The sequence below is a fragment of the Bacillus sp. 007/AIA-02/001 genome, assembly GCF_004634455.1.
Lineage (GTDB): Bacteria > Bacillota > Bacilli > Bacillales > Bacillaceae_G > Bacillus_A > Bacillus_A cereus.
Genome location: NZ_SEIY01000007.1, coordinates 18,659 through 44,371 on the forward strand (window position 1 = coordinate 18,659; position 25,713 = coordinate 44,371).

Consider the following 25,713-nt stretch of genomic DNA (forward strand, 5'->3'; position numbering starts at 1 on the left):
GAAAAATTGCTAACTTTTAAAAAATACTATTTCATACATTATTTTCTAATAATATCCATACGATTCTTGTTCTTCTCTTTTATCGTTTAATATAACACCAAGTAGCTTTCCTGACGCTTTATCTAATATTTGTTTCACTTTTATTAGTTTATCCTTTTCAGTTTTTTCACTTCGTGCTACTAATACAACACCATCGCATTTATTAGCGAGTATTTGTGCATCCGTAACGGCCATTACGGGTGGTGTATCAATTAGAACAATGTCAAACATCTTATATGCCTCTAGAAGCACTTCATCCATTTTACGATATCCAAGTAGCTCTGCTGGATTTGGTGGGATTGGACCTGCTGACATAATATATACGTTCTCTATATCCGTTTTTTGAATACATTGCACAAACGAAGTCTGTCCTGATAATAAATTCGTTAATCCATTTGGACTATATGCAGCGAATAAATTTTGCAATGTCGGCTTACGTAAGTCTGCTCCAATTAACAATACTTTTTTTCCTTGTTGGCCAAAAACAACCGCTAAGTTTGCGATTGTCGTTGTTTTTCCGTCACCAGGATCTACTGAAGTAACAATGATAGAACGAATATGGTTATCTACAGATGTAAATTCAATATTTGTACGGATATTACGGTATTGTTCCGCAATGCGTGATTTAGGCTCTTTATGAGTAATTAGTTGTCTTAATGGCTTTCTTTTTTTTCTCCCGAACATGTTATGATCTCCTTTTTTTCAAAATACAACATTTTCCCCTTTTTTCTTTTATGCCCGATATGCTACGCCAATTTTTTATTTACTTCTACCGTTAAATTTCTCCATTTCTTGTCTCTGTAATCCATCATAACTAATCAGAATAACCTTTGTCCTATCTTATACCTTCTATAATGTGACAATGATATCTCTATTTTTATCGCGTTATCATTTATCTTAATTCCAAGATATTTATAGCGTCATCATATACAAATTTCCATTTACTTATAGTTAAAATTCTGGTTATTATTAATTTTAAAACTTCTAATAAAACAGTAATAAAAAAATCCTTCTGCACATGTAGAAGGATTTTTCAGTACTATCTATTCTTTTTTATCACCAATCGCAAATGTAATTTCTGCCTCACATGCAACTTCACCATCTACTGTTGCGATTGCTTTTCCTTTTCCAATTGGGCCGCGTACGCGTGTCATTTCTACTTCTAGACGAAGCTGATCACCTGGGCGTACTTGTTTTTTGAAACGGCAATTGTCAATACCTGCAAAGAAAGCAAGTCTTCCGCGGTTTTCTTCTTTCTTTAATACTGCAACTGCTCCTACTTGCGCTAATGCTTCTACAATAAGTACACCAGGCATAACTGCATAGTCAGGGAAGTGTCCGTTAAAGAATTCTTCGTTTGCGGATACATTTTTAATCCCAACCGCTCTTTTGCCTTCATCTACTTCTAATATTTTATCAACGAGTAAAAATGGATAGCGGTGAGGAATGATTTCTTTAATTTGTTCTATATTTAGCATGTAACAATCGCCCCTTTTGTAATATTGGTCTTACCACTTGGACATATTGCTATTATCCCATTTTGTTTATTGTTTGTCATTACAAAGTAACATTTTATATTTAGTACAACTTCCTAAAAAAAATGCACACACTCTATTCCATTAAAATAGTTGCACATTTTTGCAACTGACACGGAGGTGGAAAAGAGTGTATGCCCAAATTAGGGAAAGGCAATATGTATTGAAACATTATTTGCCTTAATGTCGTATTCGACTCATTATATTATAAACGTTTTCAATTAAGGAAATATTAAATTTAACCATATATATGAATATTTTACCTGTTTCCTTCATATTTCTCTATTTTCCTTCCATTTTCGCAAAAAAACAAAATAAAAAAATATAAAAACAAAAAAAGAACTAAAGCATTAGCCTTAGTTCTTTCAAATTATCTCAAAGCACGCTTTGGTAATCTGTCGATATTCTCTAACATAATACCTGTACCAACCGCAACGCAGTGCATTGGGTTTTCAGCAATTAATACTGGTACTTTTAGTTCTTCTGCTAGAAGCATGTCGATACCGTGTAGTAAAGCTCCACCGCCTGTTAGAATAACACCGCGGTCGATAATGTCTGCGGATAATTCTGGTGGTGTGCGCTCTAATACGCCTTTTGCAGCTTGTACAATAACAGCTGCATTTTCTTTTAATGCTTCTGTAATTTCTTCAGAGCATACTGTAATTGTACGTGGTAAGCCTGTTACCATGTCACGTCCGCGAATTTCAAGTTCTTCGCTACGTGCACCTGGGAATACTGTACCAACTTTAATTTTAATATCTTCTGAAGTACGTTCTCCGATTAATAGCTTATACTTACGTTTAATATAGTTTAAGATCTCCATATCAAACTTATCGCCAGCCATTTTGATAGAGGAAGAGGTAACAATATCACCCATAGATAGTACAGCGATATCTGTTGTACCTCCACCAATATCAACAACCATGTTACCGCTTGGTTGGAAGATTTCCATACCAGCACCAACTGCGGCTACTTTTGGTTCTTCTTCTAAAAATACTGTTTTACCACCTGAACGTTCAGCAGCTTCACGAATTGCTTTTTGTTCTACTGATGTAATATTTGTTGGACAACAAATTAAAATACGAGGTTTTGAAAAGAAGCTCTTTACGTCCAATTTGTTAATGAAATACTTTAACATTGCTTCTGTAATTTCGAAGTCTGCGATTACACCATCTTTAAGTGGACGAATTGCTACAATATTACCAGGCGTACGTCCCACCATGCTTCTCGCTTCTTCACCTACTGCTAATACTTTACCACTATTACGATCAATCGCCACAACAGATGGCTCATTTAATACAATACCCTTACCTTTAACATGAATTAATACGTTAGCCGTACCTAGGTCAATTCCGATATCTCGCGCAAACATTCCCGTTTTTTCCTCCTCGATATTCAAAATCAGGTTACACCCGAATTCTTTTCACCTAATTTCTGATTTTATCATAAATTTAACAGAAACGTAATATTCGCAAAAAGAATTCTTCTGAAAAATATTACCGAATGTGAACGGAATGTTTGCTACTGTAACATTATTGACGTACAGGCTTCTCTACATCTTCTTTTCTATACTTTTGTTTTGTTGCTTCTCCCCCTCTTAAATGGCGAATAGACTTATGATAATCAAGAATTTCTTTCACTTCATTTGCGAGCTCTGGATTAATTTCTGGTAGACGTTCTGTTAAATCTTTATGGACTGTACTCTTTGATACCCCAAATTCCTTTGCAATGACACGCACTGTCTTTCTTGTCTCCACGATATACTTACCAATCTTGATAGTTCTCTCTTTGATGTAATCGTGCACACCACTCGCCTCCCTAATTTGGATGTGAGAAGGGTGAAATGAGCCTCGCTGCATACGACTAAGAAGTAAGTGTGAGTGCTGTTTGTAAGCGTTAAACATTCTTGGATTTATAATGAAATGATTCACGATTTCTCACCTCAAACACTCTCTTTGCTTTGGTTTATACCATTGTATTGCCCGCACTACTGATATATGCTACATGTTCACTATTTTTGCGGACTAAGTTAAGAAAAATTACGTTTTTTTGTGAGAAATACGTTAAAACTGACTATTATAGCGAAAAAAAATGACACCTTATATATAAGGTGTCATTCTTCTCGTTCCAATTCTTCTTCTAACAATTGATGGTGGGGAACCTCTTTCTTACCGGCAATGTAATAATATAAAGTGAATAAAACAAACAATAAAATAATAGCAGTCGACAGAACAAACAAAAATGACACAGTATCCCCTCCCTTTTGTAATATATATTCGAGAATCTCGTCATTTTTCCTTGTTATTGCAACTTTTTTCTCGAAATTGAGTATTTTTATATAAAAATAAAAAAATCAGCTCCCCTAGTGGGAACTGATTTTTTCACTTTATTATTCTTGTGAAGAAGAATCGTTAGATGATTCTGTAGAACCATTTGTTGATTTTTCTTCTTTCTTCGGTTCTTCTTTTTTGTCACTAGTTGAACCGCTTGTTGATTTCTCTTCTTTTTGAGACTTGTCTTCTGTTTTACTTTCTGGTTTCGTGCTCGTTGACTTCTCTTCTTTTTGAGATTTGTCATCAGCTTTTTTACCAGAAGCATTCGTAGCCTTTGCAGCACCTGCATCAGCTTTAATTTCTGTTACTGATTTATTTAAGTAACGTTCAGGGTTCACAGCCACATTGTCTTTACGTACTTCAAAGTGAACGTGAGAACCTGCCTCTTTATTCATTGCACTTAAACCGGATGTTCCTAATACTTCACCTTGTGCAACTCTTGCACCTTTTTCTACTTTCACACTGCCTAAGCTTTGATAAGATACCGCTACACCATTTCCACTATCAACTGTTACAACATAACCAAGAAGTGAATCTTTTTCAGCTTTCGTTACTGTACCACTTAAAGCAGCAGCAACATTGAATTCTTTTCCATTCTTCGCAGCAATGTCAATTCCTTTGTTCGGGGAATATGTGTTGTTATAAAAGACAAGTGCTTTTTCTTGTTCCGCCTCAGTTGCTGCATCTTCATAGAATTTCTTCTGTATGACTACTTCCGCATTCGCGGCAGCTGGCATTTTCACTACTTCTGAAGATTTTGTTACTGGTACTGCTGGATCTTCCGATTGTGTATACGGTGTTGCTTGATCGTGGTTTGGAGTCTTCTTCGGATTAGCTCCTTGGAACCATAGCGCAACCATTAAGATTACCGCTGCACAAGCAATGTATAGTGCCGGAAACACCCATCTTTTTTGAAATAAATGTACTACCTTTTGCGACTTTTTATTATTTCTTCCTCGCATTCCATCATCACCTCAGCAATCATTTTGAACAATATTCACGTATCCTATACAACGTATAACTAATTACTTTTCGACAAAATCTGTAAAAATATGTATAAGAATTGTAAAATTTCCGAGGAAATGATAGAAAAAAGAAAAAACTGAGCGTTTCGGCTCAGTTTTTAGTCTAATTGTTTCTTTTTATATACGATTAAACATACAAAGAGCGATATAATAAGCCAAACTGCAACATTTAATACATGCCCACTAATACTACTAAATCCCGCCCCACCTACTAAGCTGTTAAGTGCTTTCACAATATGGGATGTTGGAAGATATCCAATCATCGTCTTAATTACTTTATTTTCAACCATTGGCTCAAACTGTACAGCCAAATACATCGTCATTAATATCGGCATTCCAATTATTGATGTTTGTGGTACAGATGCAGCTAACAATCCAATCATTGTTCCAATCACAATAAATAGAATTGTTCCACATAAGAAAATAAATCCTAGCAATAATAGATTTCCACTGAATTGATCCAAAATAAATAAGTTCACAATACAAATGCCCAATGTCAAACATGCTGTTAATATACTTTTTCCAAGTAGAACTTCAACCGAAGATGCCGGTGATAGCATTAATACACGCAATGTATGTTTTTCTTTTTCTTCTGCAATTACCATAGATTGAACAAAGCCTGCGACAAATAGGAAGGCCGTTATAGTAGTAATGCCTAACATTTCCTTTCCCGCTCCAAATCTGCTAAACAAAAATGAAAGTATAATTGGTAAAAATGCCATTAACAGCACTTGTGAATTTGTCTTAAAATCTTGTACTTCTTTTCTAAAAATAGCTGATACACGTCTCATTGAAAATGTCATTATAATCCCCTCCCAGTAACTTCAATAAAGATATCGCCTAAAGTTGGTTCGTGTGAATGAATGGATAGTAATTCTCCTTTGTTCATCCATTCTGAAATACGTTTTGCACCTAATTCATCTTTTTGTACCGTTTCTTTCTTCTTATCCTTTAACACGACTTGTATTTGATCTTTCGCGTATTGTAAGCGAAGGTTCTCCGGTGTATCAAGTGCTACAATCTCTCCGCCACACAGGAAGGCAATGCGGTTACAAAGCGTTTCTGCTTCGTCCATGTTGTGAGTCGTTAAGAAAATCGTCGTTCCTTCTTTATTTAAGTCTTTTAAGATTTTATGAATATTTTGTACGTTTACTGGATCAAGTGCAGATGTTGGTTCGTCTAAGAAGAGGATATCTGGTTTATGAAGGATTGCTCTTGCTAGTGTGACGCGTTGCTTCATTCCCTTTGATAATTTTTTTACTGGTGTTTTTTTATCATCTAATAAATTCACTTGTGCTAGTACTTCATCGATTCGTTCTTTTTTGCAATCATATAAGTCACAAAATAATAGTAAGTTATCATAAATGCTAAGTCTTTCATATAAGCCGCTGTTATCTGTTAAAATACCAATTCGTTTGTAATCGATGCAACTTGGTCCTGTAATATCTTTCCCTAATACTCTTACCGTTCCAACACTATGAAGCAATTGAGAAGTTAAAATTTTTACTGTTGTCGTCTTACCAGATCCACTCGGTCCAAGGAATCCGAATATCTCTCCTTGCTTCACCTCAATATTTACATTTCGAAGTGCCGTTTTTCCACTGAAACTTTTCATTACATCTTTCATTTCAATTGCCAATGTCATTTCTTCATCCCCTTTGTTTTTCTTCTTTATAGATGAAAGTCGCTTTAGCGCTTTTCGTTCGTTTGTTTCGCTTTCTTGACTCAATCATATGAAAAACAAAGGGTAGGCGCATTAAAATACCGGTAAAAGGAGTATTTTTACCGGTGAATGAATCGCATGTTGAGCTTATTGGAGCACTTTTATAGTCCAATAACACCTTTTAATTCATCCATTCGTCCTTTTGAAAGCGGGATTGAACTTTTTCTTTCGTCGTCTAAAATTAAGCTAAAACTGTTACGAGTCCAAGTAATCACTTCTCGCACTCTTTGTAAATTCACAAGGTACGAGCGATGACATCTAAAGAAACCAAAACCTGTTAACCTTGCTTCTAGTTCACCTAATGTTAAAGCGCATACGAAATCTCCTTCACGAACGTGAATATGTGTTACTCCGTTTTGTGTTTCAATGAAATGGATTTCCATCGGATCAAGTAAAATGATTTTATCGTTCACCTTCGCAGGTATTCTTTCTAACTTCATTTGCGGAATTATTTGAACGACCTTCTCTTCATCGACTTCTTCCACTTCCTCTTGTTCAATTTCTACTTTTTTCACACCATCGTTGTTTAATATGTATACATCCTCTGTTAACGAAAGGGCATCCGATAGGAAAGATGACGTAATAAAAATTGCCTTTCCTTGTTCTTTCATTTTCATAATTGCTTTTCGAATAATAACCGTACTCTCTATATCTACATTTTGCTCTGGTTCTTCCAAAATGATTAAATCCGGATTATGAATCATAATTCGTCCTATATGAAGACGGCGCTTCTCTGAAAATGACAATTTTTCTATTTTAACGTTTAGTTTATCTAGGAGACCAACATACTGTACGACTTCTTCTATACTTACCTTTGATTCATAAAGTCCTAATAGAAACTTAAAGTATTCCTTCACCTTCAAACGATCATATGCTTCATCTTTCAAAAAACAAAAGCCGATGCGGAAATAATTTTTCTTTCCAATTGCTTCCCCTTCAAACAGTACGTTGCCAGTTGAAGCTTCTTCTTCACCAATAATAATGCGGTGTAACACTTTAGCTGTATGATTATTGCATTGCAAAACAATACATTGTCCTTTTTCAACCTTTAGCTCAATTTCTGGTAACTGGTTCGTCTTCCCTAACTGTTTCAACTCTAGTAACGCCATTTCATCTCCCCCAAATGCCTTTTTATCCTATTATATCAAACAATTAATGGAAAATTATGATATTTTAAACAGAAAAAAATAGGTGCCAGAGTTCTGCACCTATTTCTTCACCATCAGTTTTCCTTCATAATCATTCATCGTCTTTATTTCAACGCCTTTATAGTAATGAGCGACGATATCTGTATATTTCTTTCCTTCCGCTGCCATGCCGTTCGCCCCGTATTGACTCATACCAACGCCGTGACCGAAGCCTTTCGTTGTAACGATGATTTTATCTCCTTGTTGTTTCCACGTGAAATCAGAAGAACGTAAATCTAACTTTTCACGAACTTCTTTTCCTGTTAATGTTTTTCCTTGAAAAGCTACATCCTTTACGCGCTTTCCTTCCGTAAGGTCTTTAATATTTCCAACCTTCCCGTCTGCTAGCACTTTCACACCGAGACGTTTTTGAAAATCAGCTACTGTAAATGTTTGCTCGCTCGTAAACTTTGGAGAGGCTTGATCCCACGGACTATCTACACTTTTCAAGTACGGATAATCATTTCCCCAATAGTCAGCTGCATTTTCTGTTCGGCCATTACTCGTTGAAAAGAAGGATGCTGAAATTGGTTTTCCATCATACGTTAAAACTTGTCCTGCTGTTTTCGAAACGGCTTCTTCGATTTTCTTCAAATTATTTTCGTAGTTATTACCCCATTGCTTCTTCAATTCATCTTTGCTTTTGTACACTTGATCTTTCACCGTATCTGTCACGTCCGCATTATTTTTCTTTCCTCCGCTTAGCATACGTTGTACTACAAATGTTCTCGCTGCTAATGCCTGCGCCTTTAGTGCCTCTATTTCAAAACTGGCATTCATCTCAGAAGCTACTACACCTGTCACATACTCCTCCACTGGTAATGTTTCTACCTTCTTCTGTTTTTCGCGATATACAGCAACTTGAACAGCTGTATCTACTTTTCCTGGAGCTGGTATGCTTTCTATCGCTGGAGGAGTTTTAGAGGCCGTTTCTTCCCCTACTTTTGCTTTCGCAAATGGAATAACAAGGGCTGCAGGTACAATGATAACGAGCGCTATTAAGAGCGCTACTGTAATAAAAAGTGGCTTTGAAAATTTCATCCTATTTTCCCCCAATATAAAAGCTTTACTCCATTCATTCTTATGGAACAACTCTTTCTTTTAGAACATACTTAAGGGGAAGAGTATAAAACAGAAATTTTCTAAATATTTTTACTGGTACGTGCATAAGTATAGAATTTATTGACTATAACAGTAATAACCCAAAAAAATAGCCCCTATGTCAAAAGACATAGAGACTATTTCAATTAAGCGTGAAGATCAGAAACTTCTTGTTCTTTCACTTCTTCTACTTTTTCGTTTACACGTTCAATAGTTGCACCTAATGCAGCTAATTTCTTATGGAAGTTTACATAGCCACGGTCAAGATGTTTTAACTCAGTTACACGAGTATAACCTTCTGATACTAAACCAGCTAAGATTAATGCAGCTGCAGCACGTAAGTCAGTTGCTGCTACTTCAGCACCTTGTAAGCTGTTTGGACCGTTCATAATAACAGAACGACCTTCAATTTTAATATCAGCATTCATACGACGGAATTCTTCAACGTGCATAAAGCGGTTTTCGAATACCGTTTCTGTAATCATGCTTGTTCCATCAGCTTGTAGTAATAATGCCATCATTTGTGATTGCATGTCTGTTGGGAAACCTGGGTGAGGCATAGTTTTAATATCAACCGCTTTTAACTTATCTGGGCCGATAACACGTACACCTTCGTTTTCCTCAATAATTTTAACACCCATTTCTTCCATTTTCGCTGTAATTGAGCGTAAATGTTCAGGTACAGCATTTTCAATTAAGATGTCTCCACCAGTAATTGCTGCTGCAACCATGAATGTTCCCGCTTCAATACGGTCAGGAATAATAGAGTGGTTTGCACCATATAATTTATCAACGCCTTCGATACGAATCGTTCCAGTTCCAGCTCCGCGTACTTTCGCTCCCATCGCATTTAAGAAGTTAGCTAAGTCAACGATTTCTGGTTCTTTCGCTGCGTTTTCAAGAATTGTTGTCCCTTTTGCTAATGTAGCTGCAGACATAATGTTTTCTGTCGCGCCTACGCTTGGGAAGTCTAAGTAGATTTTAGCTCCTTTTAGTTCTCCCTCAACATATGCCTCAACAAAACCGTTACCAACCTGTACTTTTGCTCCCATTGCTTCGAAGCCTTTTAAATGTTGGTCAATTGGACGTGAACCAATTGCACATCCACCAGGAAGTGCAATACGAGCACGACCGTTACGTGCTAATAATGGTCCCATTACTTGAACAGATGCACGCATTTTACGTACATATTCAAATGGTGCTTCAATGTTTAGTTCTTTAGAAGAATCGATTGTTACTTGATTATTTTCAAATACGACTTCAGCATTTAAATGACGTAATACCTCATTAATTGTGTATACATCAGACAAAACTGGTACTTCAGATAGTACATTCTTTCCATCACTCGCTAATAGGGCTGCAGCGATTATAGGTAATACAGCATTTTTTGCGCCCTCAACACGCACTGTGCCGTTTAACCGCTTTCCGCCACGGACGATGATCTTTTCCAAATTATTCCCCTCCGTGTCCTTTTTTCAGTATCTATTCACTCAATACTCAGAAGTTATGATCGGTGTGCCAACCACAATTGTATCTTTGTTGTCTGTAGAACGTATTGCTATTTGCACATTTATTTTCTCTCTATTTGTTGAAAGAGCGTCATCCCACTTTTTATTGTATGCGGAGACTGACACAAATGCTCTTTCTTCTACTTGTTCGATCGCTCTTGCTGAAAGATCTTTCAAAACCTGATTGGTTTTATTTTGCAAAACACCTTCAATCTTATCATTCAGTACACCTTGAACACAAGTGTAAATTATAGGTTTTTCACTAAAAATTTTATTCATGTTTTGAACATACTTCGGGTCCCATTTCGCCCCACTTACTTCAAAGATAATGAAAGTGTTTTCTTTAGTATTTTCTTTACTCCAAGTTACTACTACTCGTTCTTCATAAGAAGAAAGCTTTTTATAGGATGTAGCTTTATATCCATCTGGAGATTGCTCTACTTCCCACTTTTGAATATTTGCCTTTTCCTTCACATCGTTTAACAACTTTTGAAACGTATGTATGTTAGAAATTGTTTTTGTTTCTCTCGCTAACCATGACCATTTTTCTACTTTAGCATCATTTTTCTCTAAAGCCTTGATCATGCTCTCCATTTTCTGTTCATCGCTTATCGGTTTCATCTCTCTATATCCAACCAAAAATAAAACAACACTAAGTGCAACAATAAGAATGGCTTTAAGCTTCAATTTCATCCCCTCCTATCCCCATTGTTAACGGAGATTTGAGGTTCTATACACTTACTTTACTAAATACGTTAAACTCTTCGAATAGCCTAAATAATCAAGGAAAAAGTTACTTACAGATGTCCCAATTGCAATTGTAATTAAGATGAGTAATACTCGCGTCTGCAGCACTTTTCCGGACTTCATTAAACGCTCAATGTGAATGCCTTGTAAGGCCCACCACGTAATGGTAATAAACAATAAATGCGAAACAATGGCAATCAGTGCTTGTTGCCCTAAAAGTTGTGCCAAAAAATCGACCCCTTTTTACTCAGCTACTACTTATGAAAGAATATAAAAACGATACCATAATAAGTAGGAGCTACACTTTTTCAAATGCACATAGACATCTTACATTTTACATCGTGATTTTCTTTCCAAAAACGTATATCTACATTACAAGTTAACACAAAATAAAAAGCGCAGAGTACTGACTCCACACCTTTTATTTTCACTATTGTACCACGTTCCCTAAGAAGAAGAAATCTTTCATTAATGGAAAATATTCATAAAAGAAATTGTACCCAATCATCGGCATAATCCCTAGTATTACAATCGAAATTGCACAAAGACTCATAACAACCTTTATATTTAACGGTAACCGTATCCTCTCTTCTGTCTCTCCTGTGCGGAAAAACATTTGTTGTAAAATACGGAAATAATATACGAATGAAACAACTGTCGTACCCATCATAATCGAAGCTAGTACGTAATGTGCTGGCTCTACATGAAGCGCGCCTAAAAAGATGTTAATCTTTCCAATGAAGCCAGCCGTTCCTGGTATCCCAGCCAGCGATAAAATAAAGATTGTCATCATAATCGCTGCAAATGGTGACCTTTTATATAAACCTGTGAAAATCGTTATATTTTCCTCATCATTTTGTAAGATTAAGCCGTGGATGATAGCAAATGCACCTATATTCATAAGCATGTATGCCAGCATATAAAACCACATGCTATCCATCGTAAATGGTGATAATGCCACAAGTGGAACGAGTAAATACCCTGCATGAGCAATGCCCGAATAAGCAAATAAACGCTTTATATTGTATTGTTTTAACGCGACTACATTCCCAACAATCATCGTAATACTTGCTAGCACCGCAATATATATACTCATATGCCCATATAAAGATTGCATATCTCCTTGTATTAATACACTTGCAAAAACCATAAGGAACAAACGAATAATGAGTAGGAAACCAGCAATTTTAGAAATCGTTCCAAGAAAAGCAGTAACTGGTGTAGCCGCTCCTTCATATACATCAGGTGCCCACATATGAAACGGCACTGTGGCAATTTTAAATGAGAGACCGACTAGCAATAAAAGAAATGCGAGAGCTAACAATAACTGAATACCACTAGCGAGTTCCCCAGTGAGTACCTTTTGCATATCTACAATGTTAGTTGAACCTGTAATACCGTATAAATAACTCATTCCGAAGAGCGTAATCGCCGTTCCAATTCCTCCGCTAATGACGTATTTCATTGCCCCTTCATTTGATGCACGGCTCTTTTTTCGTATTCCTACTAAAATATAAGAAGAAAGTGAAAGTAACTCCAAACCAACGAAAAGGGTAATGAAATCAACACTAGAAGCCATGAACATCGCACCAAGAAGTGCCATTAAAAATAAGTAATAATATTCACCCTTATCTTCAATTGGATTCTTCTTATCATCGCTCATTGCGGTGCATAAAATAAGAGCTGAGGCACCTAATAGCAATGTTTTAAACCCTTTTGAAAATCCATCTAACACAAACGATCCGTTTAAAATATCTCCAGCTGGTTCGCTATATAGCGTAATTAATGACACGATTGCTAATACGATAGCAGCAATCGCACCAAAAGCTACATATCTATGGTTCAGCTTAAAAAACAAATCACATATGGAAAGAAGGATGGCGGCGCCGAGAATAATAAATTCTGGCACCATTAGATGCCACGATAAACTAAGTAACGTATTCATATCCATCCTACTTCACCCCCAATGTTTTCAATGTATTTTGAAGCGGATCCCCTAGTATTTCTGGCATAACTCCAATTGCAATAATACAAAAGATAAGTAGTAAAACAGGGACATACTCCCATCCGTGTATATCAGTTTTTGCTTCCCACTCTTTCTTTCCAAATGTCACTTGAAGTGTCGCCCTTAATACATATACAGCGGTTAAAATGATGCCAATCACACCGACTGCAGCAATGACGGGCTCTCCTTGAAATAAACCGAGAAAGGCAAGAAATTCACTAACAAACCCAGACATCCCTGGTAATCCAAGCGAGGCCATTCCTCCTGCTAAAAAGAATCCGCTAAGTATCGGTACACTTTTCGCAAGTCCGCCTAGCACCGTAATATCCGAAGTTCCAAATCGTTGTTCTATAACACCCAGTAGAAAGAAGAGCAAGGCTGCAATTAAACCATGTGATACAACTTGGAATAGCGCTCCTTGTGTACCAAGTGCATTAAGTGACGTAAGTCCCATTAACACAATTCCCATATGCGAAATACTAGAGTAAGCCAGTACTTTCCTAAAGTCCGTTTGGATGAGCGCTAAAAAGGCACCGTATAGTAGATTAATTACGCCTAATATCGCAATTAGCGTTGCAACATCGTGAAAATATTCCGGGAATAGCCCTTTCCCGAAGCGAATAATACCGTACGCTCCAATCTTTAGCAAAACACCCGCATGAAGCATAACTACAGCTGGATGCGCTTCTATGTGTACATTGACCATCCAGCGGTGCAACGGAAAAACAGGTAGTTTAATTGCAAAAGCAATCATTATGGCAATAAATACACTAAGCTGCAAGCTACTTGGGATGACGAGTGCTCCCTCTGCGTTTATGCTTCTTAATATCTCTTTCAGCTCCACAATATTTGTTGTACCTGTTTTCGCAAACAAAATTGAGAAAACAATGAGCAAAATAGCTGAGCCAATACCGTTATATATTAAATAACTATACGCAGCCTTTTCACTCGACAATTTTCCCCACTTTCCAATTAATAAGAACATTGGTGGCAACGTAATTTCAAAGAAGATAAAAAACAACATTAAATTTTGAGCAGCAAAGACGCCGAGCATTCCTATTTCTAGCATAAGTAACAGCATATAAAATGCTTTTAAGTTTCTTTTAATAGAAAAGGCTGCAATTGCTGCAAGCATCGCTAGAAGAGCCGTCAGTACCATCATGACAAGCGACAAACCATCAATACCGAGCTCGTAATAAATAGAAAACCACCTTTTATCCACCGCTGTAAAATCTCCAAACTTAATCCATTTCACCTTTTCATCAAATAGGGACAAATTCTTTCCAGAAGCATATGTACAAGCGAGGACGATAGCGATTCCAAATGGAAGTGCCGTCCCAAATAAGCCAAGCGCCCGCACTGTACGCAATTCCTTTTTCGGTGTTAATACAAGCAATAAAATTCCTAAAAGCGGGGAAAAAATGAAGAACGTTAACAACAAATCATTCATCGTAAATCCCCTCCCGTATAGAGCAAAATAATGACGAGTACAGCGAGCGAAACCGCCGTTACAGTACCGTACACTTGTACATTCCCGTTTTGAAGTTTCGATCCAAGATTACTTGTGCCTTTAACTACACTTCCAATTAAAACTGCAATTCCTTCGACTACATACATTTCAAATAAGCGAAGCACATGAGCGATTCCTTTCGTAATAGGGATCACCGTCATGTTGTATAGTTCATCCACATAATATTTTTCTTTCAAAAGATTATAAAGAGATGTTTCCGTACCCCCAGCCCAATCTCTAGAAATTGATTTCTTGCAATATATGAAATATGCAAGAGCGATTCCCGCAAATGAAACGAGTGTCGCAACAATCATAATCCAAACTGGTCCATGCGCTTCTTCAACCTTAAACCCTACATCTTTCGTCAACCAATCTCCGAGAAATGTCCCAAACCATGGTGTATTTATATATCCTGCCACTACCGCAAGAACGCCGAGAACAATCATTGGATACGTCATAACGCGAGGCGATTCATGCACTTCTTCCTTCGTCTTCGTTTCTCCAGTAAAGACAAGAAAGTATAGGCGGAACATATAAAATGCTGTTAAAAACGCCGCAATTACTGCTAAAGTAAATAAAACGTAATTGCCATTCATCCACGTCGCCGCTAAAATTTCATCTTTGCTGAAAAAACCGGAAAGCAGCGGAACACCGCTAATGGCAAGGGTACCTATTAAAAATAGCGTACCAGTTACTTTCATCTTCTTCTGTAAACCGCCCATTTTATTAATGTTTTGCGTATGCACAGCATGAATTACACTTCCTGCTGCCAAAAATAGTAGTGCTTTAAAAAAAGCGTGTGTCGTTAAATGGAATATACCAGCTACATAACCGGCAGAACCTAACGCGAGCATCATGTACCCGAGCTGGCTAACTGTAGAATAAGCAAGCACCCTCTTTATATCTGTTTGCACAAGACCGATAGAGGCCGCAAAGATTGCAGTGAAAGCTCCAACGATTGCCACTGTCTGCATCGCCACTGTACTTGCTGAAAATAGAGGAAACATCGTCGCTACTAAATATACGCCAGCTGCGACCATCGTCGCCGCGTGAATAAGTGCCGAAACGGGCGTTGGCCCTTCCATTGCATCTGGCAACCACGTATGAAGCGGGAACTGACCTGATTTTCCCATCGCCCCGATAAAAATTAATATCGCTGTTATTGTAATCATGTAAGGAGGTAGATCCCCTGTATAAATCGCCCTAAATATTGCGTCATATTCAAAACTACCTGCGTACCAAAAAATTAAAATCATCCCGATAAATAAACCAACATCCCCAATACGGGTCATAATAAAAGCCTTTTTTGCAGCAGCCTTCGCTTCTTCTTTAAAGAAATAAAAACCGATAAGTAAAAATGAACCAAGGCCAACTAATTCCCAAAATATATAAAGCTGTAATAAATTCGTTGATATAACAAGCCCTAACATCGCAAATGTAAAGAGTCCTAAATATGCGTAAAAGGTTGGTAATCGTTCATCACCTTTCATATAACCTTTCGAATACACATGTACAAGTAGACTCACAAGCGTTACGATAAATAACATTAAAGCTCCTAATGCAGTCACTTCAAAGCCGAATGATATATCCACATCTCCAGCTCTAAGCCACACCCACTTATGCTTCACGCTTGCTTCTGAAAACCTTTCTATTAACACAAGTACCGCAAGTATAAAGGAGAGAAAGACGAAAAAAATACTAAGTACGCTGCTTCCTTCTCTAATTTTCTTCCCGAATATAATAAGTAACAAAAACGAAACGAGTGGGAAAAGCGGTATGAGCCATGCATAATCGATCATTGTTTCCTTCCCCCTTTTTCGGTCACAATGCTATCCTTTAAGCGTATCCATTTCATCCACCTGAACTGTTGTACGATTACGATATAAAGCAATTAAAATAGCGAGTCCTACCGCCGCTTCCGCTGCCGCTACAGCCATCGTAAACAGTGAGAAAATTTGACCTGTTAAATTCGGAAATAAGCCTAATTTGCTAAACGCCACTAAGTTTAAATTGGCAGCATTCAGCATTAATTCGATACAAACTAATACGATTACTGTATTCCGCTTTGTTAAAGCTCCAAATAGACCGATGCAAAACAAAATAATCGCAAGTGTTAAATATGCAGAAGCTGGAACGCTACTCATTGGAATCCTCCTCTTTCTCATCCTTTTTCGCAAGTACAATCGCGCCAACGAGTGCTACAAGTAAAATAACTGAAGTTAGTTCAAATGGGATAATATATTTTGAATAGAGAAGCGTACCGATTTGAAGTGTGTTGTTTTCATGGAGAGGTAAACTTCCTTGTGTGCTTTCATTTGCAAAATCAACATTATTAACAGCGAAATACATAACCGCTCCAAATGCTACAACTGCAAAGAAGATAATCCATTTTCGAAGAGTAAGACGCGATTCATTTTCCGCGTTATGTTTCGTTAACATAATGCCGAAAATCATAATAATTGTGATTGCACCAGAATAAAGTAAAATTTGTGCAACGCCTATAAATTCAGCTGATAAAAGAAAATACAAACCTGCAATGCTGAGAAATGTCAGAACGAGAGCTAGCATCATGTGCATAACTTTCGTTAAGTTCAACATAAGAACACCGCCGATAATTGCAGACAAGGATAGTATAAAGAATGCTACAAACTCGCCATTCATGCCTTATTCTCCTTCCTGACGTTTTCGTCGTTTTCGTCAAGCCACTGCAAAGTTTTAAATAAGTCATCACGTGAATATTCCGCGAGTTCAAAGTTATTTGTCATGACAATTGCCTCTGTCGGACAAACTTCTGTACATAAATCACAAAGAATACAAATTTCAAAATTAATATCATACGTGTCGATAATTTTTCCTTTTTTCGTAGGATCCGGATGTTTCTTTCCTGTTAACTGAATACAGTCTGTCGGACAAATGTTAGAGCACTGATTACAAACAATACATTTTTCCGGATAAAATTTTTGAATTCCTCGAAAACGGTCTGGCAACGGCAACGGTTGATTTGGATAATCATACGTTACCTTCTTCTTGCTCAAATTACTTAATGTATATTTTAATCCTTTAAATAGTCCTTTCATCTCTTACTGGCACCCCCCTCATAGATTAGAAGAATAACTCCTTAATCAATGCCGTTAAGAAAATATTTGCAAGTGCAATCGGCAATAATACTTTCCAACCAAACTCCATTAACTGGTCACCTCTTATACGCGGGAACGTAACGCGGAACCAAATTAATAGAAAGACTACACTGCTAAATTTCAAAGCAAACCATACGGCACCTGGGATAAATCCAAGAAACATGACTGGATTCCATCCGCCTAAAAAGAGCACTGTAATTAACGATGCCATCCCGAAGAAATATACGTACTCTGAAAGCATGAAAAACGCCCAGCGAAACCCTGAGTATTCCGTATGATATCCAGAAACAAGTTCTGACTCCGCTTCTGGCAAATCGAATGGCGTTCTATTTAACTCTGCAACTGCTGCGATTAAGAAAACGACGAAGCCAATTGGCTGTACGAAAATGTACCAAACCTTCTCCTGCGCCGCTACAATCTCATTTAAATTCAGGCTACCAGCTAGCAAAACGATACCAATTACACTCATTACGAGCGGAATCTCATAAGAAATCATTTGCGCCGCCGCACGCATCCCTCCTAAAAGGGAATATTTATTATTCGATGCCCATCCCCCAGTTACAACACCTATCGTCGTAATACCGGAAACAGCGATATAATAAAGTAACCCGACTCCAATATCTGCAAATTGAAATTTATCAGTGAACGGGATAACTGCAAGCACCATAAATGCTGGTGCAAATGCAATGACAGGTGCTAATATAAACAGCGGTTTATCTGCTGCTTTCGGAATACTATCTTCTTTCAATAATAGTTTTAAAACATCAGCTACCGTTTGCAGTAAACCAAATCGGCCTCCAACCTGGTTTGGGCCAATCCGCCCTTGCATAAACCCCATCACTTTCCGTTCTGCCAAGATTCCATATGTAACGAAGCCAAGGACTGCAAATAGTAGAAGTACCGCTAATCCGAAAAAAATGAAGAAATTCGTCCAGCTTGAAGGTGATTGTAAGAGCGTCTCAATCATTAGCCATCAACCTCCCCAAGTACAATATCAACTCCACCTAAAATCGTAATTAAATTAGCGATGTTTTCACCTTTCAATAACTTTGGTAAAATTTGCAAGTTATAAAAAGATGGCCTACGAAACTTCAAACGGTACGGCTCTTTCTTTCCGTCACTAGCGATATAACACCCAATCTCTCCGCGCGGCGATTCGATACGTACAAATGCTTCTCCCTTAGGTGCCTTAATAATTTTTGGTACTTTTGCCAGCACAGCTCCATCTTTCGGGAACTGCTGAACCGCTTGCTCAACAATCTTTAAAGACTCCTCGATTTCTTGCATTCGGCAAACGTAGCGATCCCAAGCATCTCCCACGCTTCCAACAGGAATATCAAAATCAAAACGATCATAAATCGAATACGGCTCATCTTTGCGAAGATCCCAGTTTACTCCAGTGCACCGCAAATTTGCTCCGCTTAAAGAATACGAAATCGCTTCTTCCGCGCTATATATACCAACGCCTTTCACACGATTTAAGAAAATCTCATTACCGCTAACAAGATCATGATAACCTGCCAGTTGCTCCCTCATATACGGAACAAACTCTTCCACCTTTTCAATCCAACCATCTGGCGCATCCCACTTCACACCACCAACTCTCATATAGTTAAAAGTAAGCCGTGCCCCGCATAATTCATTTAATAAATTTATAATCATCTCTCGTTCACGAAAAGCGTACAAAAACGGGCTAACCGCTCCTATATCAAGAAGATTTGTCCCCCACCAAACGAGATGGCTCGCAATTCTTCCTAGCTCCATCGCAAGTACTCGCAAGTATTCGGCACGCTCTGGAATTTCAAGCCCCATCATCGTCTCTACAGCATGGCAAATGACGTAATTATTCGTCATAGCTGATAAATAGTCCATTCGATCTGTATAAGGGATAATTTGCGTATACTGTAAGCTCTCAGCGATCTTTTCCGTCCCGCGATGTAAATACCCAATAACAGGTGTAGCTTCTTTAATAATTTCCCCGTCAATCTTAATTACGAGCCTGAACACACCATGTGTACTCGGATGCTGAGGTCCTACATTCAAAAGCATCTCTTCCGTGCGGATCATAGCTACACCTCCACATCATACGGTTCATAGTCTTTTCTAAGCGGATATCCTACCCAATCCTCTGGCATTAAAATACGTGTTAAATTCGGATGCCCTTTAAATATAATGCCGAGCAAATCGTATGCTTCTCGCTCCGGCCAGTCAGCCCCTTTCCAAAGCGCTGTCACAGATTCGACTTGCGGCGTTTCTCGGTCTAGCTTTACCTTCACCGCTACCGATTGTTTCTTACTATATGAAAACAAATGAACATACACTTCCATATGTGTCACAAAATCCGTCGCATGTAGCTCTGACATATAATCAAAAGCAAGTCCCTCATGGAATCGCAGTGACTCCATCACTTCATAATATTTTTCGGGATCCACCACAAGAGTTGGCACATCCTTTGACAGTTTATTAATGTAGGAATCTACTAATACACCCTCTCCTAACTTCTCCCTAATAGCCTCAACATACTGATTTAAATACGGCTGATTTACGGACAGTTCTTCCTGCTTCGGCTCATCCTCTTTCTTACCTTCAGCCCCCTTTGTCTTCGCTCTTGCAGCCGCTGCTGCTTTCGCTTTTGCCGCTGCAATTGCCTTTGCCTTTTCATCTCCCGAATCCCCATCACCTTGCGAGGCTTTCTGCTTCGCCAATGCTGCCGCTTTTGCCTTGGCAGCTGCCACCGCCTTCGCCTTGGCTTTCGCTTTTTCTTCTTCCGTTACTTCTTCTGTCCCTTCTCTTTTCTGCTTCGCTAACGCCGCCGCTTTTGCCTTGGCAGCTGCCGCTGCCTTCGCCTTGGCTTTCGCTTTTTCTTCTTCCGTTACTTCTTCGGTTCCTTCTCTTTTCTGCTTCGCTAACGCCGCCGCTTTTGCCTTGGCAGCTGCTGCTGCCTTCGCCTTGGCTTTCGCTTTTTCTTCTTCCGTCACTTCTTCGGTTCCTTCTCTTTTCTGCTTCGCTAACGCTGCCGCTTTTGCTTTTGCAGTTGCTGCTGCCTTCGCCTTGGCTTTCGCTTTTTCTTCTTCCGTCACTTCTTCGGTTCCTTCTCTTTTCTGCTTCGCTAACGCTGCCGCTTTTGCTTCTTCTATAGTAATATCATCGTTTTTTGGTAGCGCTTTCTCTTTTTCTTGATCTTCTTCCTCAAGCTCACTTATTTCCGCCTCGTGTTTCGCTACAAGGCGTTTTCTCGCTTCTTCTTTTGCACGCCTAGCTGCTTCTTTTTTCAGCTCCTCTAAATCTTTATTTGGATTGCTCATTTATTCGTCACCTGCTTCCCGGTCTTTGCTTCGTAACGAATTTTTTCTTTTAATTTATTAATTCCATAAATTAAAGCAGCTGGATTTGGGGGACAACCAGGAATATACACATCAACTGGTACAATTTGGTCTACACCTTTCACAACAGCATATGAATTTACATACGGACCACCTGCTGTTGCACAAGATCCCATCGCAATAACCCATTTCGGTTCGGGCATTTGATCATATAAACGCCGAACAATAGGAGCCATCTTCTTCGTTACCGTTCCCGATACAATCATGACGTCCGATTGCCTTGGTGAAGTCCGAAAAAATGACCCAAATCGATCTAAATCATAATGTGATGAGCCTACTCCCATCATTTCAATTGCACAGCACGCCAGTCCGAATGTCATCGGCCATAAAGAATTGCTCCTCGCCCATCCTTTCAACTGTTCCAATGTAGAAAAAAAGATATTTCGTTCTAATTCTGCTCGCTCATTTGGATGTAATTCCTCAAAATTTATAACCATTGTAACACCTTCTTTTTCCAAGCATACGCTAATCCAACTAGCAACATTACAACAAAGATGAGCATTTCAATTAATGCAAATAAACCTAGCTTGTCATACGCAACAGCCCAAGGATATAAAAATAAAGTTTCTACATCAAAGATCACAAACAATAAAGCGAAAATATAATAACGAGCATGAAACCGAATATTTGCATCATGAAAAGGCTCAATTCCACTCTCATACGTCGTCGCCTTTGTTGCACTTGGTTTATTTGGGCGCAGCATCCTTCCTAATGTAAGAGCCACTACCGGCAGCAATATACCTAATAGCAAGAAAATCAAAACGATCATATAACTATTTTCATATACACTTGCCATTGTGAAACCCTCCCCCCTAAATTAAGAACAAGTTCACATAGTAAACAATATGTCCTAGTTGCAGTAATTATTATTTTTAAATTTTTCTAAATAATGCAACTATTCTAACCATTATAGCAAACTTCAAATTCCTATGTCGATATGTTGGGAGGCAGAAACAAGAATTATTAAAATCTATCTTTACAACTTGCTATAATTGTGCAAAATAAATATAAACTTATATATGCTTTTCAAGAAACCGTAGGTGATATAAATGAAAAAACAAACACATGTAAGTATTCTTATAAGCATTGTATTGCTGTCTATAACGCTTCACTATGTAGCGATGCCTTTTCTATATGAATACTCATTTTCTTTTCAGCTATTAATCGGAACGAGTACCCTATTAATTGATATTATCGCTTGTAGTTATATACTTTATTTTTCAAACATGAAAGAAGGGCTATCTCGTTTATTTTGGATCATATTATCTGTTGGAGCTCTCTCTTATTTTATCGGTGATATAGTCGTTGCCTATCAGCGTTTAATTGTAAAGGACTTCTATACGTTCGTTGATCCATCTGACTTTTTTTACTTACTTTTTTTATTTAGCTTTACGTTTGCCTTTCTATACGAAATCATTTATAACCGAGATTTATTAGAAAAACTTTTTATGCTATGTGATATTTGTATTATCGTTACAGCCCAATTTACTTTAAGTTACTACTTACTTATTGAACGAACTATTCATATCTTTACAACATCCTATATCGACATATTTGTTCAACTTACCTATCCAATGGCTGATTTACTCTTTCTCTTAATAGGAATCAACCTTTTATTCAAACCACTATCCTTATTACCTAAAAAGGTCGGTGCACTTCTTGGCAGTGCTTTAATTTTATATGCTACTACAGATGCGATTTATGCGTATATAAAATACTTCATACCAGAGTATTCTATGTTTACAGTTACTCCTTTCTATCAAGTAACCTTAGTACTAGTAGCAATCGCCTGTATTCTCCATACAAAAAAGCCTGAAAAACAAGAACAAGTACTACTAACACCTAAAATTGGTGAATCAATCCGATTATCATTACCGTATATTTCGGTAGTAATGCTTATTGTTTTCATATTAGTTGAATCCGTTTTTGCGCCTATTATAGTAATCGGACTTATAATAACTTTCTCTTTCGTTCTCATACGTCATAGTTTAGTTCGAAAACAAAATAAAATCTTATTGCTAGCTCAAATGCAATTCAACTCAGAACTCGAGAAACAAATTAAACTACGTACAGAAGATTTAGTAGAACAGAAAAATGAACTCTATCATAATCAACAAATGTTTAAATCTTTATACGAGCATCATCCAGATCCAATCTTCACATTAGATTTGTACGGTAATTTTCTCAAAGTAAATAACGCTGGTACTACTTTACTCGGTTATCAAACGAATGAATTATTAAACCAGCCTTACTATTCACTCATATACGAAGAAGATTTAGAAGAAATGATTAACGCCTTTCATCGCGTGAAAAAGGGGTATTCTATCTCTTTAGAAATACGGGCGTACCATAAAAACAGAGATATTTACTACTTGCACGTTACCGCCGTACCGATCTTTTTAAAGGAGAAAATTTCTGGGGTTTATTTAATGATTAAAGATATTACGGAAAGCAAACAACAACAAGAACAAATTAATTTCCTAGCATACCATGATACTTTAACAGAGCTTGCAAATCGACGTGCATTTCATCAACATTTAGAACAGGCAATTGCACGAGCAAAAATATCGAAAAAGCCTTTTGCTGTTATGTTTCTCGACCTAGACCGTTTTAAAGTTATTAATGATACCCTCGGTCATCGAGTAGGAGACCTATTGCTCATCGCAGTAGCAAAAAGGCTCGAAAGAATAGCAACATCAAATATGAAACTCGCGCGGCTAGCTGGGGATGAGTTCACAATCCTTATCGAGAATTACCAAAAAAAGCCAGATGTCCAAAAAATAGCTGATAGGATTGTAGCGGCCATGAATGAGCCATTTGAAATCGAAAATCAACATTTACAAATTTCACCGAGCATCGGAATTGCAATATATCCTGAAGCAGGTGAAGATGCGCTATCCATTTTGCAGCATGCTGATATGGCCATGTACGAAGCAAAGAATAAAGGAAAAAACGGTAGCTCTCTTTACACGAAAGAACTATATAAAAAAATGGAACGAAAAGCTCGAATTGAAAAAGATTTGCCAATCGCTTTAGTAAACAAAGAATTTTATCTCGTTTATCAACCACAAATTGATACGACAACAAATAAAATTATCGGTGCTGAAGCTTTAATACGTTGGAAACACCCACTATTAGGTGACATTTCACCATGTGAGTTTATTCCAATTGTAGAAGAGACGCCACAAGTAGTCCCACTTGGACATTGGGTATTACAAGAAGCTTGTCTCCAATTAAAAATATGGCATACCTTTGGCTACCAAAATTTAAAAATAAGTGTTAATTTATCCGCAAAAGAATTCCGGCAAGATCAATTAATCGAAAACATTTCACAAATATTAAACGACGTGCAAGTCGATCCAAAATATGTAACCCTTGAGTTAACAGAAAGGATTGCAATGATTGACGAGAAAGAAACGTTATTAAGACTGAAGCAATTAAAAGAATACGGTATCCAAACTTCCATTGATGACTTCGGTACTGGGTATTCTTCTCTTGCTTATTTATCAATTTTTCCAATCGACACATTAAAAGTACCGAGAGAATTTACACAATTAGCTGATCATCGTCCTGAAGAACGAGCCATCGTTTCTACAATACTTTCCCTCGCAAATACTTTAAATCTTTCAGTCGTTGCCGAAGGAATTGAAACCGAAAAACAGCTTAAGTTTCTGCAAAAACATAACTGTAAATATATGCAAGGTTACTATTTCAGTAAACCACTTACTAGTAATCAGTTTATAAAATTTCTACAAAAAACCCCCAGTATGAACAAATAATTCATACTGGGGATTTTATAATGCTAAATATTTTTCTCATAATATTCTTCTGCGATCTCTTCGTAAAAAGCTGCAGATGTCGTATAGAAATATGGAATTAACCACAGGAATCCAATTCCTAATGTAATACAACTTAATATAAACCAGCCAATAAAACTTAAACATAAAATGAAATACTCCATCTTATGTCCATCCATCATACGACGACTTTCTGTAATAGCTTGGTTCAGTGAATACTCAGGATGATCGTTTATAATAAAGTATGTCATCGCATAAGAAAAAGATTTAATAATACCTGGAATAATGAACAATAACGTCCATAAGAAAAGATAAAGATTTACTAATAAATATAATAAAAATGATTTTAGAAATCTCTTTCCCTCTGAAAACCAAATGAATATATTACCAATACTAGCTTGCTTTTCACGAAGGATATTTAAACCAAGGTAATATCCACCTAAAGTTAACGGTCCAGTAACAAAAAATGTAAGAATATTCGTTGAAAGTGAACCATTTGTTTTTTGCCAACCGAAAATTAAAGAAAATCCCCAATCAACACTAAAACTAAAAGCCGTGATAAGAATTGAAATGAGTAGTGTAGCTCCAACAGCTAATCCCCATTTCCCTTCTAATGAATCTAGTGCTTCTCCTTTTAAATCACTAATCATGCGTAGCCTCGCCTCCTATACACAATAATTCTA

At 37.4% G+C, this 25,713-nt stretch carries 26 protein-coding genes; 1 reads left to right on the top strand and 25 read right to left on the bottom strand.

Going from position 1 to position 25,713, the window contains the following annotated elements:
• Positions 1 to 45: 45 nt before the first annotated feature.
• The 24 genes from ES895_RS15750 to nuoA form a co-directional block, all read right to left on the bottom strand.
• Complete coding sequence (locus tag ES895_RS15750) at positions 46 to 723, bottom strand: CpsD/CapB family tyrosine-protein kinase (protein WP_016111011.1); 678 nt, start codon at positions 721 to 723, stop codon at positions 46 to 48.
• 359 nt (positions 724 to 1,082) lie between these two features.
• A complete protein-coding gene (gene fabZ / locus ES895_RS15755) occupies positions 1,083 to 1,517 on the bottom strand; it encodes a 3-hydroxyacyl-ACP dehydratase FabZ (protein ID WP_000931959.1) in 435 nt (144 codons plus the stop codon).
• A gap of 427 nt (positions 1,518 to 1,944) precedes the next feature.
• Entirely contained in the window at positions 1,945 to 2,946 is a 1,002-nt protein-coding gene (gene mreB, locus ES895_RS15760; RefSeq protein ID WP_000457978.1) for a rod shape-determining protein, read from the bottom strand.
• 160 nt (positions 2,947 to 3,106) lie between these two features.
• Positions 3,107 to 3,379 (bottom strand): sporulation transcriptional regulator SpoIIID, encoded by a 273-nt coding sequence (spoIIID, locus tag ES895_RS15765; RefSeq protein ID WP_000544012.1) that lies wholly within the window; start codon positions 3,377 to 3,379, stop codon positions 3,107 to 3,109.
• A 308-nt stretch (positions 3,380 to 3,687) separates the two neighbouring features.
• Positions 3,688 to 3,822 (bottom strand): hypothetical protein, encoded by a 135-nt coding sequence (locus ES895_RS15770; RefSeq protein ID WP_000008903.1) that lies wholly within the window; start codon positions 3,820 to 3,822, stop codon positions 3,688 to 3,690.
• A 141-nt stretch (positions 3,823 to 3,963) separates the two neighbouring features.
• A complete protein-coding gene (spoIIQ, locus tag ES895_RS15775; protein ID WP_058840280.1) occupies positions 3,964 to 4,869 on the bottom strand; it encodes a stage II sporulation protein SpoIIQ in 906 nt (301 codons plus the stop codon).
• 161 nt (positions 4,870 to 5,030) lie between these two features.
• Entirely contained in the window at positions 5,031 to 5,735 is a 705-nt protein-coding gene (locus ES895_RS15780) for an ABC transporter permease (protein ID WP_000144442.1), read from the bottom strand.
• On the bottom strand, positions 5,735 to 6,577 hold the full coding sequence (locus tag ES895_RS15785; RefSeq protein ID WP_135238474.1) for an ABC transporter ATP-binding protein: 843 nt from the start codon (positions 6,575 to 6,577) through the stop codon (positions 5,735 to 5,737). The genes ES895_RS15780 and ES895_RS15785 overlap by 1 nt, the downstream gene beginning before the upstream one ends.
• A 179-nt stretch (positions 6,578 to 6,756) precedes the next feature.
• Positions 6,757 to 7,764: a LytTR family transcriptional regulator DNA-binding domain-containing protein gene (locus ES895_RS15790; RefSeq protein WP_053513724.1), complete on the bottom strand. Its 1,008-nt coding sequence runs from the start codon at positions 7,762 to 7,764 to the stop codon at positions 6,757 to 6,759.
• Between the two features lie 99 nt (positions 7,765 to 7,863).
• On the bottom strand, positions 7,864 to 8,883 hold the full coding sequence (spoIID, locus tag ES895_RS15795) for a stage II sporulation protein D (RefSeq protein WP_000672663.1): 1,020 nt from the start codon (positions 8,881 to 8,883) through the stop codon (positions 7,864 to 7,866).
• 206 nt (positions 8,884 to 9,089) lie between these two features.
• Positions 9,090 to 10,394, bottom strand: coding sequence for a UDP-N-acetylglucosamine 1-carboxyvinyltransferase (gene murA, locus ES895_RS15800; RefSeq protein ID WP_000411274.1), 1,305 nt, complete (start codon positions 10,392 to 10,394; stop codon positions 9,090 to 9,092).
• 39 nt (positions 10,395 to 10,433) lie between these two features.
• Positions 10,434 to 11,138, bottom strand: coding sequence for a YwmB family TATA-box binding protein (locus ES895_RS15805; protein ID WP_000767916.1), 705 nt, complete (start codon positions 11,136 to 11,138; stop codon positions 10,434 to 10,436).
• 51 nt (positions 11,139 to 11,189) lie between these two features.
• The gene (locus ES895_RS15810) at positions 11,190 to 11,426 is read right to left on the bottom strand and encodes a DUF1146 family protein (RefSeq protein WP_000057889.1); all 237 of its coding nucleotides are present in this window, start codon (positions 11,424 to 11,426) and stop codon (positions 11,190 to 11,192) included.
• A 202-nt stretch (positions 11,427 to 11,628) separates the two neighbouring features.
• The gene (gene nuoN / locus ES895_RS15815; protein ID WP_058840289.1) at positions 11,629 to 13,143 is read right to left on the bottom strand and encodes an NADH-quinone oxidoreductase subunit NuoN; all 1,515 of its coding nucleotides are present in this window, start codon (positions 13,141 to 13,143) and stop codon (positions 11,629 to 11,631) included.
• Positions 13,144 to 13,150: 7 nt separating this feature from the next.
• Positions 13,151 to 14,653 (bottom strand): NADH-quinone oxidoreductase subunit M, encoded by a 1,503-nt coding sequence (locus ES895_RS15820; RefSeq protein ID WP_135238475.1) that lies wholly within the window; start codon positions 14,651 to 14,653, stop codon positions 13,151 to 13,153.
• On the bottom strand, positions 14,650 to 16,512 hold the full coding sequence (gene nuoL, locus ES895_RS15825) for an NADH-quinone oxidoreductase subunit L (protein ID WP_000568221.1): 1,863 nt from the start codon (positions 16,510 to 16,512) through the stop codon (positions 14,650 to 14,652). The genes ES895_RS15820 and nuoL overlap by 4 nt, the downstream gene beginning before the upstream one ends.
• A gap of 30 nt (positions 16,513 to 16,542) precedes the next feature.
• Positions 16,543 to 16,857 (bottom strand): NADH-quinone oxidoreductase subunit NuoK, encoded by a 315-nt coding sequence (gene nuoK / locus ES895_RS15830; RefSeq protein ID WP_000100079.1) that lies wholly within the window; start codon positions 16,855 to 16,857, stop codon positions 16,543 to 16,545.
• Positions 16,850 to 17,374 carry an NADH-quinone oxidoreductase subunit J gene (locus ES895_RS15835; RefSeq protein ID WP_001012814.1) on the bottom strand — a complete coding sequence of 175 codons (525 nt, stop codon included), beginning with the start codon at positions 17,372 to 17,374 and terminating at the stop codon, positions 16,850 to 16,852. Before ES895_RS15835 ends, nuoK begins: the two co-directional genes overlap by 8 nt.
• A complete protein-coding gene (gene nuoI / locus ES895_RS15840; protein WP_098581226.1) occupies positions 17,371 to 17,790 on the bottom strand; it encodes an NADH-quinone oxidoreductase subunit NuoI in 420 nt (139 codons plus the stop codon). Before nuoI ends, ES895_RS15835 begins: the two co-directional genes overlap by 4 nt.
• A 25-nt stretch (positions 17,791 to 17,815) precedes the next feature.
• Positions 17,816 to 18,817 (bottom strand): NADH-quinone oxidoreductase subunit NuoH, encoded by a 1,002-nt coding sequence (gene nuoH / locus ES895_RS15845; protein WP_000573426.1) that lies wholly within the window; start codon positions 18,815 to 18,817, stop codon positions 17,816 to 17,818.
• Positions 18,817 to 19,917, bottom strand: coding sequence for an NADH-quinone oxidoreductase subunit NuoD (nuoD, locus tag ES895_RS15850; protein WP_000621434.1), 1,101 nt, complete (start codon positions 19,915 to 19,917; stop codon positions 18,817 to 18,819). The genes nuoH and nuoD overlap by 1 nt, the downstream gene beginning before the upstream one ends.
• Positions 19,918 to 19,919: 2 nt before the next feature.
• Entirely contained in the window at positions 19,920 to 21,155 is a 1,236-nt protein-coding gene (locus ES895_RS15855) for an NADH-quinone oxidoreductase subunit C (protein ID WP_135238476.1), read from the bottom strand.
• Positions 21,152 to 21,670, bottom strand: coding sequence for an NADH-quinone oxidoreductase subunit NuoB (gene nuoB / locus ES895_RS15860; protein WP_000236331.1), 519 nt, complete (start codon positions 21,668 to 21,670; stop codon positions 21,152 to 21,154). The genes ES895_RS15855 and nuoB overlap by 4 nt, the downstream gene beginning before the upstream one ends.
• The gene (gene nuoA / locus ES895_RS15865) at positions 21,661 to 22,029 is read right to left on the bottom strand and encodes an NADH-quinone oxidoreductase subunit NuoA (RefSeq protein ID WP_135238477.1); all 369 of its coding nucleotides are present in this window, start codon (positions 22,027 to 22,029) and stop codon (positions 21,661 to 21,663) included. The genes nuoB and nuoA overlap by 10 nt, the downstream gene beginning before the upstream one ends.
• Before the next feature lie 253 nt (positions 22,030 to 22,282).
• On the opposite strand from nuoA, the gene ES895_RS15870 reads away from it, so the two are divergent.
• Positions 22,283 to 25,012 carry a putative bifunctional diguanylate cyclase/phosphodiesterase gene (locus tag ES895_RS15870; protein ID WP_135238478.1) on the top strand — a complete coding sequence of 910 codons (2,730 nt, stop codon included), beginning with the start codon at positions 22,283 to 22,285 and terminating at the stop codon, positions 25,010 to 25,012.
• A gap of 23 nt (positions 25,013 to 25,035) precedes the next feature.
• Here the strand turns inward: ES895_RS15870 and ES895_RS15875 are convergent, their stop codons facing one another.
• Complete coding sequence (locus tag ES895_RS15875) at positions 25,036 to 25,680, bottom strand: DUF975 family protein (protein WP_000622463.1); 645 nt, start codon at positions 25,678 to 25,680, stop codon at positions 25,036 to 25,038.
• Between the last annotated feature and the right edge of the window lie 33 nt (positions 25,681 to 25,713).

Coding starts and splice junctions, on each gene's coding strand:
- nuoB (WP_000236331.1), bottom strand. CDS start 21,670: ATGGTTATAAATTTTGAGGAATTACATCCAAATGAGCGAGCAGAATTA.
- ES895_RS15855 (WP_135238476.1), bottom strand. CDS start 21,155: ATGAGCAATCCAAATAAAGATTTAGAGGAGCTGAAAAAAGAAGCAGCT.
- ES895_RS15820 (WP_135238475.1), bottom strand. CDS start 14,653: ATGAATGATTTGTTGTTAACGTTCTTCATTTTTTCCCCGCTTTTAGGA.
- mreB (WP_000457978.1), bottom strand. CDS start 2,946: ATGTTTGCGCGAGATATCGGAATTGACCTAGGTACGGCTAACGTATTA.
- ES895_RS15835 (WP_001012814.1), bottom strand. CDS start 17,374: ATGAATGGCGAGTTTGTAGCATTCTTTATACTATCCTTGTCTGCAATT.
- nuoH (WP_000573426.1), bottom strand. CDS start 18,817: ATGATTGAGACGCTCTTACAATCACCTTCAAGCTGGACGAATTTCTTC.
- nuoD (WP_000621434.1), bottom strand. CDS start 19,917: ATGATCCGCACGGAAGAGATGCTTTTGAATGTAGGACCTCAGCATCCG.
- ES895_RS15875 (WP_000622463.1), bottom strand. CDS start 25,680: ATGATTAGTGATTTAAAAGGAGAAGCACTAGATTCATTAGAAGGGAAA.
- ES895_RS15750 (WP_016111011.1), bottom strand. CDS start 723: ATGTTCGGGAGAAAAAAAAGAAAGCCATTAAGACAACTAATTACTCAT.
- spoIIQ (WP_058840280.1), bottom strand. CDS start 4,869: ATGCGAGGAAGAAATAATAAAAAGTCGCAAAAGGTAGTACATTTATTT.
- ES895_RS15790 (WP_053513724.1), bottom strand. CDS start 7,764: ATGGCGTTACTAGAGTTGAAACAGTTAGGGAAGACGAACCAGTTACCA.
- nuoK (WP_000100079.1), bottom strand. CDS start 16,857: ATGAGTAGCGTTCCAGCTTCTGCATATTTAACACTTGCGATTATTTTG.
- spoIID (WP_000672663.1), bottom strand. CDS start 8,883: ATGAAATTTTCAAAGCCACTTTTTATTACAGTAGCGCTCTTAATAGCG.
- nuoI (WP_098581226.1), bottom strand. CDS start 17,790: ATGAAAGGACTATTTAAAGGATTAAAATATACATTAAGTAATTTGAGC.
- ES895_RS15785 (WP_135238474.1), bottom strand. CDS start 6,577: ATGACATTGGCAATTGAAATGAAAGATGTAATGAAAAGTTTCAGTGGA.
- nuoL (WP_000568221.1), bottom strand. CDS start 16,512: ATGATCGATTATGCATGGCTCATACCGCTTTTCCCACTCGTTTCGTTT.
- nuoA (WP_135238477.1), bottom strand. CDS start 22,029: ATGGCAAGTGTATATGAAAATAGTTATATGATCGTTTTGATTTTCTTG.
- ES895_RS15780 (WP_000144442.1), bottom strand. CDS start 5,735: ATGACATTTTCAATGAGACGTGTATCAGCTATTTTTAGAAAAGAAGTA.
- fabZ (WP_000931959.1), bottom strand. CDS start 1,517: ATGCTAAATATAGAACAAATTAAAGAAATCATTCCTCACCGCTATCCA.
- nuoN (WP_058840289.1), bottom strand. CDS start 13,143: ATGAATACGTTACTTAGTTTATCGTGGCATCTAATGGTGCCAGAATTT.
- ES895_RS15870 (WP_135238478.1), top strand. CDS start 22,283: ATGAAAAAACAAACACATGTAAGTATTCTTATAAGCATTGTATTGCTG.